Raw genomic sequence first — 14,601 nt, 5'->3', positions numbered from 1 at the left:
CCTTCCATGAAAGAAATGAATTTCATTCCCGGATTTGCCCCTGGCCGTAAATGAAGTACTTGCTTGATGTTAAGGCAGGTAAACCCATTGGTCCACGTGCATGCAGCTTTTGTGTCGAAATGCCGATTTCTGCTCCATAACCAAATTCAAAGCCATCGGTAAAACGGGTGGAAGCATTGTGATAAACTGCTGCGGCATCTACTTTATTCAAAAATACGGAAGCATTTTGTTCATCCCTCGTTAGGATTGCTTCAGAATGTTTGGTACCGTATCGGTTAATGTGTTCAATCGCTTCGAATACACCTTTTACAGTTTTCACGCTGATTTTTAAAGCCGAATACTCCGTTGACCAATCTTCCTCCGTAGCCGTTTTCGCTCTTGGAAAGGAGCTGCAAACCGCTTCATCTCCATATACTTCAATATCCTTTTCGTCCAGGAGTTCCAAAATACGCACTCCGTTTTCTTCAAACCATTTTTCATGAATCAGAAGCCCCTCGATAGCATTGCATACGGATGGACGCTGAGTTTTACCGTTTAAGACAATTTTCTCGACCATCGTGATATCTGCGGTCTGATCGATGAAGATATGGCAATTGCCTGCTCCAGTTTCAAGAACGGGAACAGTGGACTCCTTAATGACCGTTTCAATTAAATTCTTTCCGCCGCGTGGAATCAAAACATCTAAATACTCATTAAGATGAAAAAGTTCCTTAGCGGTTTCACGACTCGTATCCTCGATCAACTGAACAGCTTCTACAGGAATTTCTGTATTCTCTAATGCCTTATGAATGGATGAGACTAGTGCCATATTGGAGTTTTTGGCTGACGAGCTGCCTCTTAATAGGACGGCATTCCCCGTTTTCAAGGACAATGTAGCTGCATCGATGGTCACGTTAGGCCTGGCTTCATAAATCATCCCAATTACACCGATCGGCACCCGTAACTTTTTAATCAATAAACCATTCTCTTTTTCGATAGTCTCCAATTGTTCCCCAACCGGATCATTTAAATCGATTAAAAGCATAATGGCCTCAGCCATGTCGTCAATACGGTTAACATTTAACATAATTCGATCCAATATAGACTCACTGAAGTCTTTTTTCCTGCCTTCTTCCAGGTCCTTTTGATTTTCTTTTATCAAAAAATCTTTATCGATAATAAGTTGCTTAGCAATGTTTCCAAGTGCCTCGTTCTTTTGTTCCGTACTCAATCCTATTAACTGATAACTGGCTTTTTTGGCTGCCTTTCCTTTAGCCGTCACTTCACTCATTTCCAAATGCCCCCTTTTCCTTTACTAAAATTGATTTTTTATGCTTTCACCCATTTATCGCGATGAATCACTTCTATGGAAGTGATCACAAGCTCGGATGTCCTCTTTCCCATCGCCTGTTTTAATTCTTCGTCGGAGTAAAGGACCTCACCCCGCCCCAATAATCCATTTGCACCATAGACTTCGACAACATCCCCCTTATTGAAGACTCCTTTAATTTCATAAATTCCAGCTGGCAGCAGACTGCTGCCATTTGAAACTAAAGCCCTTTCTGCACCTTCATCAACGAAAATTTTCCCGGATACTTGTGAATGAAGGGATATCCATTGTTTGTTTTTCGTTACCGTCGTCAAGACATCATTCCCAATATACGTGCCATCACCTTTGCCTTCTAGGATTGTTAGAAGTTTATCACTCCCATAACCAGAACCAATGAATACTTTCACCCCTAGAGACAATGCAGTTTGCGCTGCAATAAGCTTAGATTTCATACCCCCGGTTCCGACATTAGATCCTGCACCTTCTGCCATTTGCAATAAATCCGCCGTTACTTCGGATAGCTTGTCAAATCGTTTCGCCCCTGGATTTGTCTGTGGATTGGAATCATAGAGCCCATTAATGTCCGTTAATATGATCAAGTTGGTGGCGTGGACCAGCCCGCTTACTAAGGCGGATAGCATATCATTATCACCAAAAGTCAACTCCTCGACCGATACTGTATCATTTTCATTAATAATCGGAAGGATGCCGCGTTCAAGCAATTCCATCAATGTCGCATATGCATTTTTATATCTATCTTTTTTCGAGAAATCTTTCCTTGTTAACAAAATCTGCGCCGGAACGATTCCAAAATGCCCCAATTGTTCCATATATGATTGAATCAATAGGCTTTGCCCGACCGCTGCAGCGGCTTGTTTTCCTTTGAGAGTGACAGGTCTCGTAGGATAACCGAGCTTGCGAAAACCTGTTGCTACAGCACCTGATGAAACAAGGACAACTTCATGTCCCGCTTTCCTTAAAGCTGCCACTGCCTGGATATGATCGGAAAATTTATTTTGGTCGATTTCACCTTTTGTGTTGGTCAAAGAACTACTTCCTATCTTTACAACGATGCGTTTCTTTTCCATCGATTACTTCCTCCAATAAATATCTAAGACATGAAAAAAAGCCCTTTTCATCCTCGAAATAAGGACGAAAAGGGCTGCTCTCCGTGGTACCACCTTCATTGAATGCAAGTTCATGCATTCCACTTTGCCTGATAACGCCAGGATATGCGCCTATGTTTTGCATAGGACTCAAGAAGCAGGTTCTGCGTTTTCCTGTCGCGGGTCTTCCAGCAATTGACGCCGCTCTCTGTCACAGTGATTCTCGCATACTAATCTTCTCTCAACGTTCATTGTTTTAATATAGTATGCAAAATTATCTGCTTGATGTCAATAACATTCCTATGATGAATGAACCTTATAACGCAATTGCCGGGCCGAAGAACTCATAGTGAATTTTATCCGTATCTATCCCCAGCTCTTTTAGATAAGTAATGATGGCCTTCATGAAAGGAACAGGGCCACACACATAATAATCAGCTTCAGGTTTAACAAAACCGCTCAATAACTCCTTATCGATATACCCTTCCTTTTCAAAATTCGGCAGGTTCTTATCATCCTCACCCGGATTTTTAAAGACAAAGGATAATTGATAGCTGGTAAGCTTGTGGGCTAGTTCTGTCAGTTCCATTCTGAACGGCTGTAACCGACCATTATCGGAAGCATGAATGAATTGTACGTCACGCTCAGGTGTTTGTTCAGCTATCGCATGGACCATGCTCATGAAAGGTGTTATGCCAACGCCTCCGCTCAAGAATACTGCCGGTGTTCGTTTTTCCAAATCAATGGTGAAATCACCTGCAGGAGCCGTTACGTCAATACTGTCACCCATCTGAATGGATTCATGCAAGTAGTTAGAGACCCTTCCATCAGGAGAGGTTCCCGGTTTTTCTTTTTTAACGGAAATCCGGAAATAATCTTTTCCCGGAACATCAGACAAACTATATTGACGGTTGAATAAATAGCGTTCACCCGGTATCTCGATCCGAATGGTAATATATTGTCCGGGAAGAAATGATGGAACCTTCTCTCCATCTGACGGTTTTAAATAAAAGGATGTGATTACGTCACTTTCCCGTACTTTTTCCACCACTGTGAATCGTTTGAAATCAGACCATCCGCCGACCTGATTGGAAGCTTCGTCGTACATTTCCTTTTCGATGCTAATGAAAGCATCGGCAATGACTCCATAGGCCTCTCCCCAAGCTTGGAGGATCTCTTCTGTAGCTGAATCTTGTAACACTTCCTTGATTGCACCTAATAGAAATTCTCCAACAATGGGATAATGTTCAGCTTTAACGGCAAGACTTCTGTGTTTTTGTGCTATTTGCTTCACGGCAGGTATTATCGTTTCGAGTTGATCTATATATTTAGCTGCTGCCAAAACCGTGTTGGCTAGTGCATTTTGCTGGCGCCCTTTTTTTTGATTGGCGTGATTAAAAACATTTAATAATTCAGGATGTGCTTCGAAAAGATTTTTATAGAATACAGTTGTGATTGTTGTACCATGCACTTCTAATACAGGTACCGTTGATTTGATAACATCAATAGTTTTTTGGGATAGCATAGGTAAACCCCTCTTCATAAACAAGTATTTTAAATACATGTTTATATTAGAACTTAAATGCATTAAAAGCAATATATTTAATACATCTTTTTCAAATAATACGTTTTCATGTTTATAAAATGTTCACATTTATGATATAGTCAAATGGGGATAGAATGTGAGGCGATAAACATGAGGTTGACGAGTTATTCCGATTACTCACTTAGAGTGTTGATTTACCTGGCTTCCCACGACCAAAGCAAATTATCAAATATTAAAGAGATTTCTGAAGTTTATCAACTGTCTAAAAATCATTTGATGAAGATTGTTCATAATCTAGGAAAATTAGGCTATATTGAGACGATTCGTGGAAGAAATGGCGGATTTCGGCTTGCAAAATCACCCGCTGAAATAAATGTAGGGGAACTTGTACGGCGAACCGAGGAGGATTTTTATCTAGTGGAATGTTTTAAAGATCACGATAACTGTGTGATTTCTCCCGTTTGTTCATTGAAATTTGTTCTTAATAATGCCTTGGATGCTTTTCTAAAGGTCCTTGATCAATATACGATTGCAGACTTCAGCGAAAATAAAGTGATGCTCAAAACCTATTTCGATTCGGTAAAGAAGAATGACGAAGAGCCCGATTTTTTATAATCGGGCTCTTTTTCATTAATCGATGATTCGTTCGATCTTCCTTTCGTAAATCCATGATCCCTGTACTGGTTTTCAATAAAACTTTAAGGGGATCGTATAGATTGATCATAACGATCGTCCCGATCCGTTCATGGTGCTGAAGGGCTGTTAATGCAATCGACGGTAGGATTCCAGGGGTATTTTTAAGTAATTCATACCCATAAATGGCATGGCGTTTCATTTCTTCCTATTCTGCCGCAGTCAGTTTACCCGGTTTTTCCAATATACTATCCGAAATCCTTATTTTACCCACGTCATGCAGCGTGGCTGCCAATGTCAGGGCTGAAAGGTTTTCTTTCGATAATCCAAGCTTCATCCCTAGATAAGTGGCAATGATTCCGACCCCGATATTATGTCTATACGTGTACTCGTTTTTTGCTTGCATCTCATCGAAAAGGTAATAAATATCAGGATTCTTTGCAGCTTCTGCATGACAGGTGCTACTTCCGCTTTAATCAATTCAATCTTTCCTTCTTTACGTAATATGAAAGATGTTTTTCATTTGAAGAGAAGCTTCGTTGATTCTTTCATGAATCATTACGTTAGGTTGTACATGATCTTCCGTTAAAGAAGATTCACCTTTTTTCAATTCTTCCATTATGAAATCAATTTCAGGTATGGTAAGAGGCGTATTCGCTTTATTATTCCGCTTCCCTCTTCTATTTTTCATTGCTCTCACACTTTTCTCTATTAATACCATATCCTTCATGTCCTTGTGTCATAACGAAAGCAATTTTTGGGCACTTAAGAACGATCACTAAGTTCATTGCCCAGCTGTTTTAATTTTTCACCAACCGTACATTCTGAAATACAGAACTGATGGGCATACGTACGCCCTTTCTCTTTTCGAAAATGCTTTCGTAAAAAACAATCTTGGCAAAATGAAGCGAGAACGTCTTCCACTTCTTCATAAATTTTTTTCCTGTTCATTGTTGTTATGACTCCTTTGACTCAGCAATTTCCATTTTGCTGAAAATGGCTTTTCCCTGCAGTGCAAGTGTTGCCAGGCGATCGGCTTCCTGGTTTTCCTTTCGAGAAATTGGCTTGCAGACTGGAATGATCTTTAATTTATCCAGTTTCGCTTCAATGCGGTCAAGCCATTTATTTAAGTTTTCTTCCATACAGGGCCATTCACCGGAGAGTTGATTTAAAACAACAAGGGAATCCCCTTTAAAGACACAGCTTTGATGGTGGATTCCAAGTTCGTCCATCTGCCTGACCGCTTCATGAAAGGCCGCATATTCCGCTTCATTATTGGATTCGAATTGCTCCAATTTCAAATTGGTTCGTAACCGCCAGAACTTCTTTCCTTGACGAAAATAAATGGCAACACCGATTCCTGCCACCTTTTCATCTTTTTGATAACCGCCATCAAAAAAAACAGTCACATCCTGCGGTTCTTCCTCAACTTCCGTCAGGAGTTTCTTTAGCTCCTTCTTGGTCCAGGTTGTATCGAATTCATCCTTGAACTCCACTTCTTTCAGCCGTCCTGCCTTTTCAAGATCTTCCGTAATGACCAGTGCAGTCCCGGCATCAAGCCAATCCGAAACGAAATCGGCAGATGGTTTTTTTGAAGCATGATATGTCCATTGCATAATTACCTTCAAAGATTTCCAGCTCCTTATCCATTCACCATTCATGCAGAACAGCTAACAATTTTCATACCTTTTTTTCGTCTTACCCTTTATAATATATTGTAAGCATTTGTATCGCTTTTTTTAATTATAGTTCCCATATCAGCCTGAAATTCTCATGTTTCAATCTTTATTTTATATGAAAAGTTTCATTATCATAGCATATTGACAGTTAAACTCGAGGAGGAGCACATCTTGATCGAAGTGTATATTGATGGTGCCAGTGCAGGCAATCCAGGGCCGAGCGGCGCAGGTGTTTTCATAAATAATAATGGTGTGGTCGAGCGGCATGCCTTTCCGCTTGGAAATATGGAAAACCATGAAGCGGAGTACCATGCTTTAATCAAAGCATTGGAAATTTGTGTAGCCAATAAGTATCAAATCGTTTCTTTTCGTACTGACTCCCAAGCCATCAACCAGGCCATTGAAAAAAGATTTGCAAAGAATAAGTATGCCATTTTGTTGGAACGGGCGCTAAAGCTTTCCGATGAGCTTGAATTATTTTTCATGAAATGGATTCCAAATCTCGAAAACAAGTCCGCGGATGAGTTGGCGAGACGGGCCATTCGAATGAATAAATCTGAGGAAATTCATGAACAAGACAGCTGATTTTTCATTATTATTCGTTGTATTCATTTGGGGCGTCACTTTTGTCATGGTCCAAAATGCCCTATCTTTTCTAGATCCCTTCACGTTTAATGCGGTCCGTTTCTTCATGGCGTTCGTTTTCTTGCTCATCCCTTATATATCGACTTTACACAAAAAGGGGAAAACTTGGAACAAGGGTCTTTTTATAGCTGGGTTTCATATTGGGGTTTGGCTTTTTCTGGGGTATGGGCTTCAAACGATTGGATTGAATTATACAACTCCTGCGAAGACAGGCTTTATAACAGGATTAAGTGTCGTCATGGTACCCGTGTTTTCCCTGCTGCTTTTAAAACATAGGCTTTCCCGCAATACAATAATAGGTGTCGCAGCCGCAACCATCGGGCTTTATTTAATGACTTTCGCTGACCGCTCCAATTTGAATATCGGTGATTTACTGGTATTTTTATGCGCAATCAGTTTTGCCATGCAGATCATTACAACCGCTAGATATGCCAAGACCTTACCAGCTTTACCGTTGACGCTGATTCAGGTTTCCACCGTATCTTTATTATCATTTGTTTCAGCCTTCATTTTCAAAGAGAATCATTCCGTCATCTTCAGCTCAGAGGTCATGTTACAGAAGGACGTATGGACTGCTTTATTGGTTACGGCAGCCCTTGCCACTGCGTTTGCCTTTTTTGCACAAACCTTCTTCCAAGCCTATACGACACCTACAAGAGTGGCGCTGATCTTTTCAATGGAACCGGTTTTTGCCGCGTTATCCTCATACATATTGATAGGGGAAAAATTGACTACCGCCTCCATCATCGGCTGCGCATTCATATTCTTGGGGATGATTTTCGCTGAACTGCCTGTTAAGAAAAAGAAACCCGTGACACAGGAGTTTTCTTGAAAAGGCCAATAAAATAAATCGGACTTCCAGTTACGAAGTCCGATTTATTTAAGCAGCCCCTGTTCTTTTGCAAAAGATACCGCTGCACTACGCGTTTCAATGCCATTTTGTTTTAAGTTTTCCAAAAAGGAGATATAAAAGCTGCCATCAAAGTTCTTTTGTACCTTCAATGTCAATTCTATTGCTGCATTGACTAAAATATCACTCGCATCCGTGTAGCGCTTACCAAAATAAATAAAACCAATAGCGTCATTACCAAAAGTGAATCCCTTACCCTCTAAAAAACTAACATACTCTTCAGTTGATTTCGCCACTTCTGCATCCACTCCATACTTCATGCCTTATTTTCATCTTACCGTATATCAAAGATTTTGACTATCCATTTTTCGACAAAAAAATCACCGTACAAAATAAAAGAGCTCCCATTTGGAAGCTCCGCTTATTGTATTAGATCATTCGCAGTAAAGCCCTGAATTCATGATCCCTAGCCAGATTTTTGACCTTCTCGCGATCATACTGATAGACCGCATCGTCCAATGAGCATGAAATTGGTACATCACATTTTATTTCTGCTAGCTTTCTGGATAAATGAAGCATATCGACGGCGGATTCAATTTTAGCGCGCTGCCCGTTCGTCAATGAAGCAACATTTTCAAGAATTCCTTCGATACTTTGATACTGGATCAATAATTTCAACGCTGTCTTCTCCCCAATTCCTTTTACTCCGGGATAGTTATCAGCTGTATCACCCATTAAAGCTTTTAAATCGATCATTTGTCTTGGTGTGATCCCTTTCCAATCAAAAAAGCTATCGGGATTATGAACTTCATAGTTACCATATCCTTTTTTTAACAATAGCACGGAAATGTTTTCATCTATTAACTGAAGCATATCTTGATCGCCAGTCAATATACCCACCCGGCTATGTTGGGCAGATGCCTTGGCAATTGTCCCGATACAGTCATCCGCCTCATATCCAGAGAGCCCTATGTTAGGGATATCAAATGCTTCAACCGCTTGTTTCGCTAGGTCGAATTGAGGGATCATTTCGACTGGAGCTTCTGATCGATTAGCCTTGTATCCATCAAATAATTCATTTCTGAAAGTCTTGCTGCCCATATCCCAGCACACCGCTACATGACTAGGTGAAAAGTGATTCACCGCCGTCAGCATATGCTTCAAAAAACCTTGAACGGCATTAGTCGGGATGCCTTTTGAGTTAATCATGAATTGACCAGTAACTGCCGTTGCATAAAAAGCTCTAAATAAAAGCGCCATCCCATCGACAAGCATAAAGGAAGGATGCTGCTCGTTTTCTTTCATTAACACATTATCACCTCTATCATGATGTACTTCCATTTTACCATAACTGTCCCCTTTTTTAAGGATCGTTTAATTGGAAAAAGTATTATTCAATTGGATTATCATCATACGAGATCCAGTCACTGAAACTGCCAATATAAATCTTCACATCTCTAAAGCCCGCTTCTTTCAGGGCGATATAATTGGGTGATGCCGTTACACCTGAACCGCAGTACACAATGATTTCCTTATCTTTACCGATGCCTGTAAAATTCGACTGAAGATCTTCAGTCTTTTTAAAATAGCCATTATCCAGAACGTTCGTCCACACCTTATTTACTGCTCCAGGTATATGGCCGGCTTTTTTATCAATCGGCTCCTCGATTCCCTCGTAGCGCTTAGATTCCCTTGAATCCATTAATAAGATATCGTCAGGCCTATTCAAAGTGTAATCCTTCACTGTTTGAAAAGATGCAAAAACGGACTCATTTAATTCGATATTATATTCCGTTGGCACATATTTCGTTTGATTCGAGTCAATTGGATAGCCCTCATCCCTCCAGGCGCGAAAGCCCCCGTTAAGAACAAAAACTTTCTGATGCCCAAGGTAGCTGAGCAGCCAGACAAACCTGGAAGCAAAAGAACCTTCCCCGCCATCATAAGCAATAAGTACCGTATCATTGGTGATTCCATTTGATTCCAGTTTATCCTTAAAGGTTTCCAGGTCAGGAAGAGGATGTCTTCCGCCATGTTCTTGAACCTGCCCCGATAAGTCTTTTTCAAGATCGAAATAAACAGCGCCGGAAATATGGTCTTTTTTGTATTCATTATACCCCGCATCAGGAGAGCCTAGCTGAAAGCGGCAGTCACATATTCTGATATCTTGAGAATTCAACATCGGCAACAGCTCTTCTTTTTCAATTATAAAACTCATCTGAAAAACCCCCTATTCCAAAATGGTCCAAATTAATTCATTAAGCTCCGTTTCCATCTTCTTTCCTTGATGTAGCCTAGTTATCTCATTCTTTAAGGAAAGTGATTTCCCTTCTATTATCGAAAAATTCTTTTCACTTTCCTTATTGCTTATATATTCCTCCATTTGTTTTGCTTTAAATATCCGGGTAATCCTGGTTTTCAATTCTTGATCAATTGAAACCAAATCAAGTAATTCCCATACCGATAAAGGTGGCAGCGAACCCAGTTGGATTATATATTCAAGGATTAAATACGAACGGTATACTTGTACCCATGTTTTTAGTTCTTTTCTTTCGGACCCCCTTGTTTTTGTCAATTGTTGAAGGTTGTCGCTCATCATCCGATAGTAATGGTGGCCCAGTGCCTTTTTGGAATAGCAATCAGCTATCAAACCCTTCATTTTCCTATAATAATCCGGATGCGTAATCAACTTGATTCGCGACTGAAATAATTCAAATAGTGCAGGATTACTCTTTAAGGCAAGACGTGATGATTTAAATAAATCCCAGCCTTCCATGTCAAATAGGTCTTCTTTTATTTGAATGACTTCAACTGGCTGACTCAAGCTAAGGTATGACCGCATATCATTATGAACATATATAAACCGAACATCGTAATCTGATTGGCCGGATGATAAACCAAAAGAATGGCTGCCAGTAACAGCAGCCATCAAAATGGTCATATCCTCTTTCTTTTCCAGGTATCTCAATCGTGAAATAAGGTTTTCTTTCATGAACGAGACCTCGTTTCTATTTCGAATGCATTTTAGCCAATTCCGCTACGGCATTTTCATAATACGGTAAATCGACCGTTTCCTCCAATGCTGCACGTAAACCTGCAAAGATATCCGATATTTCCGTCTTAAACTCTTTTTGAATCGCAAGTAACTCTTGATCGAGGACTTCATTATACATTTCGAAAATCCGTCCGCCCTGTTCTTTTACATATAAAAGGGCAGGATCATCCAAACGCTTCTGAAGCCCTTCGCTCATTTTCGCTTTTTCATTTTTTTCAAAGAAAGATTTTGGATTTTTAAATAATGCCAATTCCTTTTTGAATTCCCCCGTATCTAATTGGGCAAAAGCTCCTGTAAATTCAAGGGACTCCCTCTCATTAGGTTCATATGGCTGTAATGAAAGGTTTCTCCTTATTTTTTGCATTTGCAAAAGCAAACTGCTTTGTTTCTCATTCAGTAATTTATTTACAAACATTTCCGTCCTTAAAGCCGTTGCCCGCATTTCTTGGGCGAGATCAAAGCCTAAAGCATCCAATAAGTTCTTCATAGATTGCTTGAGGACAATTTTCAGATCGCCTCCATCATCTTTTAAAACAGCCGGATTGAATGATTCTTTAAAGAAATCATTAAACCGGAAGAAGACCCGTTGTTTACTATAAAAAGTCAATTCGTCTATCTCTTTTTTCAAACGTTGCTTTTCGGCATCCCCTTTAATGACTGAGAGGAGTTCCGAAATGGACTGTGCCTCATGGGAAAGGGTCTCCAGGGCATTTCGTTTCGCTTTCTCATCCTGCCTGGAAGCTGTAATTACATCTCGTAGCAGTTCTTCCGTTCTTTTTACAGCCGCTTGAGCCGATTCAATTGCAAGTCCCGTTAAATCGTTTTCTATGAAAGAATCGAATTGACCTTGGAATTCCGAGATTCCGCTATTAGGAAGGAACGAATGCTTAAACGAACCAGGCGTTTGTTTTTCCATCAACGCTCCCTTACTCGTAAGCGGGAACAGTTTTGGAAAACGGATTCCGAATCCATTCAATTGATCTGTGACATAATCCATCACTTCGTCCAATTCGTCAGTGTTTTGTGCCAAATCGACGGCATTGACGATGAAAAACATCTTATCCATAGCGAAAGAATCTTTCACACGTCCAAGTTGTATCAAAAACTCCCTGTCCGCCCGTGAAAATGGGTGATTATAATAGGTCACAAATAGGATGGCGTCCGAATTCTTAATATATTCAAAAGCTGCTCCTGTATGTCGTGCATTTATTGAATCGGCCCCAGGTGTGTCAACAAGGACCATCCCCTGCTTTGTCATTTCACAGTCATAACGCAATTCAATCAGATCAACAAGGCATGACTTGGACTCTTCTGCAGCAAAACGTTTAAATCCTTCAAGATCTACCGTAACCACATTTCCTAAATCATTTTGGTACTCGGGCAGCCCTTGATGAAAAGCCCTAAGAAAGGATAAATGCGTTTTCCCCTTATCAACTTCCCCCGCCTTCGCAATGATTTGTCCTGCAAGTTGAAGTGCTTCATCTAGAGTTTTTGCCGATTTATCAAAAGCTGCCAAGGCGAGGCTTACATCTTCCAACAGCATCGCTTCCGTCTTTAATTTGACGGTTGCCGTTCCATGTGGATGCTCAGCGTCTGAAGACATGATTTTGTTGATTGCGGCAGTTGTTGGATTTGGTGAAACAGGAAGGACGCTTTCTCCCATCAACGCATTGGCAAAGGAAGATTTACCCGCACTGAATGCACCGAAAAGCGCAAACGTAAACGTCTGCTGTTCCAAGCGACTTGCCTTCTCTTTCAATTCTTTATAAAGTGATTGAAACCCTCTCAATGGTTGAATTAGCTTGGCAGCCTGTTGTAAGCTCGTTGCAGTCTCCATCAGCTTTTCTTTTCCGCGTAAATCAGTAGCATCGGATGTAGAAACAGTCACGGAAGGTACAGCTTCCTTGTTATCTTTATCATGATCCGTTTCAAGTTGTTCGTTGACGGACCTTGAATTACTTCCTTTATCGGTTTTCATGATTTTGACTGTAATATTTTTTTCCTCTTCATTCCATTGAGTTAAAAGCATATCGATATCGCGCTCATCGACTAATGATTCAGTTTGATGAGCAATGGCCTCTAATCGTTCCGTTTGGTACTCGATTTCCGCGTTCATCGCAGCAGTAACTTTAAGGGCTTCCGCAAATTCGGAAAAACCTTCAAGTTCCTTATCGATGGATATGGACTGCTGTTCCACTATCCCTTCCATAACGGTAACCATATTTTCCAAAAATCCTTCTGATACATCACGCGCTTTCTTTTTGATGGCTGATGCCAAATCATTCGTATAGTTTAAAACGTATTCACCCGTAATATCGACTTGAGGCTTCAAAGAGTTTTTTATGTAAGCTTCCGTTACCTCGATCTGAAGTGCCTGAGCCTTACTTTCAAGTGTTGAATCATGAATCTCCGCTTGGTTAAGCGTTTTAACGGCTAGTTCTTTAAGATGCCATTCAAGCTGGGTCTTCACCTTTTCTTGTAAATCGGTCAAGAACGCCTCGATACGTGCCTCACGTTCGGCATCCGTTTTTTTCTTGGCAAATAATAGACCAACTTTAAAGTCCGGCTGAGCCGATTCCAAGAAAGATTTACCTAGGTCCCGTGTTGCCGCGGGCATGATGTATGCACCTTTCAAAATGGTTTCTAATGCATCAGCATATTGGAACTTGATTTCCTCTATACGTCCAGTTAATGATTTTTTTTCTTTCAATAGGCTGTCCACCTGATTCGTCAGGTGTATTCGCTCTTCATATGGAAGTTCTGATAATACTTCAAAATCATCTGCATGTTCCTCTTCATACTGGTCTTTCAGCCAATTAAGATGCCTTTCGACCAGGGCATTAGCCGATTGCATGATGGCATCTTTCCCATCATTTAGACCTTTGCCCGCAATTTCAGATATGAATTGCTTGACCAATTCTATTTCATTTTCGGTATTGTTCAAGTCTCTTACGGATGTATAAAAAATACCATCAGGATATACATTCCAGTTCGCAAATGCCTCAGAAACGGAAAGCTTGAAGTCTTGAAAGCTAAGCTCGTTCTCATCATGCTTATCGATCATATTGATAATTAAGTATGTCGGTTTTTCAGCCTCTAACAATTCTTTCGTGAATAGGAAGTTCACTTCTGATTGGACGTGATTGTAGTCCATGACATAGAAGACGACATCAGCTAGATGCAAGGCAGATTCCGTAGAAACTCTATGTGCATCGTCTGTCGAATCGATTCCTGGCGTATCCATGATCGCACATGAATCCGGCAGTGAAAAATCATTGGAACTTATCGTTATTGCCGATACTGAATCTCCATCCTTGGCAAATTTCTTGACCTCTTTAAAATCATAAGGTGCAGGAAATAAGACTGGTGGCTGATGATGGTAAAAGACTTTGGCATAGTCTTCCCCTTTTTGGACTTTTACCGTATTTGCACTTGTTGGAATCGGGCTTGAAGGCAATACTTGATCACCGAGGAGAAAGTTGATCATACTAGATTTACCCGCTGAAAAATGCCCGCAAAAAGCAATGATGAACTCTTCATTATTCACTTTCATGATTAATTGTTTTAGTTTATCGGCATTTCCTGTATCACCTGCCGATTGAAATTTCTCATACATGGCAGTCAAAATCCCCAATTTGGACTGTTGCTTTAATGTTTCTTGAATCATGAATCCATACCCCTTAATCTATCGTCATTTTGATATTCTTATTGTAAACGATTTCGTTTGTTATTCATACCATCAGCTTTATTTTTACTATATGATTCATTACTGGCCATG

The 14,601-nt window shown here is 40.4% G+C and carries 15 protein-coding genes and 1 other annotated feature; of the genes, 3 read left to right on the top strand and 12 right to left on the bottom strand.

Annotated elements, in window-relative coordinates:
* Positions 1–22: 22 nt before the first annotated feature.
* The 3 genes from ACFX4I_RS08270 to hmpA all read right to left on the bottom strand — a co-directional run bounded on the left by ACFX4I_RS08270 (position 23) and on the right by hmpA (position 3,940).
* Positions 23–1,270: a glutamate-5-semialdehyde dehydrogenase gene (locus tag ACFX4I_RS08270; RefSeq protein ID WP_377419963.1), complete on the bottom strand. Its 1,248-nt coding sequence runs from the start codon at positions 1,268–1,270 to the stop codon at positions 23–25.
* Between the two features lie 38 nt (positions 1,271–1,308).
* On the bottom strand, positions 1,309–2,397 hold the full coding sequence (gene proB, locus ACFX4I_RS08265) for a glutamate 5-kinase (RefSeq protein WP_214789145.1): 1,089 nt from the start codon (positions 2,395–2,397) through the stop codon (positions 1,309–1,311).
* Between the two features lie 57 nt (positions 2,398–2,454).
* Positions 2,455–2,669: a binding site (T-box leader), on the bottom strand.
* Positions 2,670–2,731: 62 nt separating this feature from the next.
* The gene (hmpA, locus tag ACFX4I_RS08260; RefSeq protein WP_230300622.1) at positions 2,732–3,940 is read right to left on the bottom strand and encodes an NO-inducible flavohemoprotein; all 1,209 of its coding nucleotides are present in this window, start codon (positions 3,938–3,940) and stop codon (positions 2,732–2,734) included.
* Positions 3,941–4,111: 171 nt separating this feature from the next.
* Here hmpA and ACFX4I_RS08255 point away from each other — a divergent pair, with 171 nt between their 5' ends.
* Entirely contained in the window at positions 4,112–4,576 is a 465-nt protein-coding gene (locus ACFX4I_RS08255; protein WP_076365790.1) for an RrF2 family transcriptional regulator, read from the top strand.
* 226 nt (positions 4,577–4,802) lie between these two features.
* On the opposite strand, the gene ACFX4I_RS08250 is transcribed toward ACFX4I_RS08255, so the two are convergent.
* From ACFX4I_RS08250 to ACFX4I_RS08235, 4 genes are all read right to left on the bottom strand, one after another.
* The gene (locus tag ACFX4I_RS08250) at positions 4,803–5,000 is read right to left on the bottom strand and encodes an HD-GYP domain-containing protein (RefSeq protein WP_377419962.1); all 198 of its coding nucleotides are present in this window, start codon (positions 4,998–5,000) and stop codon (positions 4,803–4,805) included.
* Positions 5,001–5,090: 90 nt separating this feature from the next.
* Positions 5,091–5,285: a hypothetical protein gene (locus ACFX4I_RS08245; RefSeq protein ID WP_377419961.1), complete on the bottom strand. Its 195-nt coding sequence runs from the start codon at positions 5,283–5,285 to the stop codon at positions 5,091–5,093.
* Positions 5,286–5,359: 74 nt separating this feature from the next.
* The gene (locus ACFX4I_RS08240) at positions 5,360–5,545 is read right to left on the bottom strand and encodes a zinc-finger domain-containing protein (RefSeq protein ID WP_192205281.1); all 186 of its coding nucleotides are present in this window, start codon (positions 5,543–5,545) and stop codon (positions 5,360–5,362) included.
* Positions 5,546–5,550: 5 nt separating this feature from the next.
* Positions 5,551–6,222, bottom strand: coding sequence for a reverse transcriptase-like protein (locus ACFX4I_RS08235; protein WP_230300619.1), 672 nt, complete (start codon positions 6,220–6,222; stop codon positions 5,551–5,553).
* 222 nt (positions 6,223–6,444) lie between these two features.
* Between ACFX4I_RS08235 and ACFX4I_RS08230 the strand changes: the two genes are divergently transcribed.
* Both ACFX4I_RS08230 and ACFX4I_RS08225 read left to right on the top strand, forming a co-directional pair.
* Positions 6,445–6,858: a reverse transcriptase-like protein gene (locus ACFX4I_RS08230; protein WP_230300618.1), complete on the top strand. Its 414-nt coding sequence runs from the start codon at positions 6,445–6,447 to the stop codon at positions 6,856–6,858.
* Positions 6,842–7,750, top strand: coding sequence for a DMT family transporter (locus tag ACFX4I_RS08225; protein ID WP_076365784.1), 909 nt, complete (start codon positions 6,842–6,844; stop codon positions 7,748–7,750). Before ACFX4I_RS08230 ends, ACFX4I_RS08225 begins: the two co-directional genes overlap by 17 nt.
* A 44-nt stretch (positions 7,751–7,794) precedes the next feature.
* Here ACFX4I_RS08225 and ACFX4I_RS08220 read toward each other — a convergent pair whose 3' ends face one another.
* From ACFX4I_RS08220 to ACFX4I_RS08200, 5 genes are all read right to left on the bottom strand, one after another.
* Entirely contained in the window at positions 7,795–8,088 is a 294-nt protein-coding gene (locus tag ACFX4I_RS08220; protein WP_048688421.1) for a DUF6123 family protein, read from the bottom strand.
* Between the two features lie 109 nt (positions 8,089–8,197).
* Complete coding sequence (locus ACFX4I_RS08215) at positions 8,198–9,073, bottom strand: 5'-3' exonuclease (protein ID WP_230300690.1); 876 nt, start codon at positions 9,071–9,073, stop codon at positions 8,198–8,200.
* A gap of 85 nt (positions 9,074–9,158) precedes the next feature.
* Positions 9,159–9,986: a sulfurtransferase gene (locus ACFX4I_RS08210; RefSeq protein ID WP_377419960.1), complete on the bottom strand. Its 828-nt coding sequence runs from the start codon at positions 9,984–9,986 to the stop codon at positions 9,159–9,161.
* A gap of 12 nt (positions 9,987–9,998) precedes the next feature.
* Positions 9,999–10,760: a nucleotidyltransferase domain-containing protein gene (locus tag ACFX4I_RS08205; RefSeq protein ID WP_309518795.1), complete on the bottom strand. Its 762-nt coding sequence runs from the start codon at positions 10,758–10,760 to the stop codon at positions 9,999–10,001.
* A gap of 16 nt (positions 10,761–10,776) precedes the next feature.
* On the bottom strand, positions 10,777–14,490 hold the full coding sequence (locus ACFX4I_RS08200; protein ID WP_377419959.1) for a dynamin family protein: 3,714 nt from the start codon (positions 14,488–14,490) through the stop codon (positions 10,777–10,779).
* Positions 14,491–14,601: the final 111 nt, after the last annotated feature.

The sequence above is a fragment of the Peribacillus sp. YIM B13472 genome (genome assembly GCF_042788005.1).
Lineage (GTDB): Bacteria > Bacillota > Bacilli > Bacillales > DSM-1321 > Peribacillus > Peribacillus simplex_E.
Note: the sequence above shows the minus strand (reverse complement) of the source record. Positions and strands in the feature narration are given on the sequence as shown.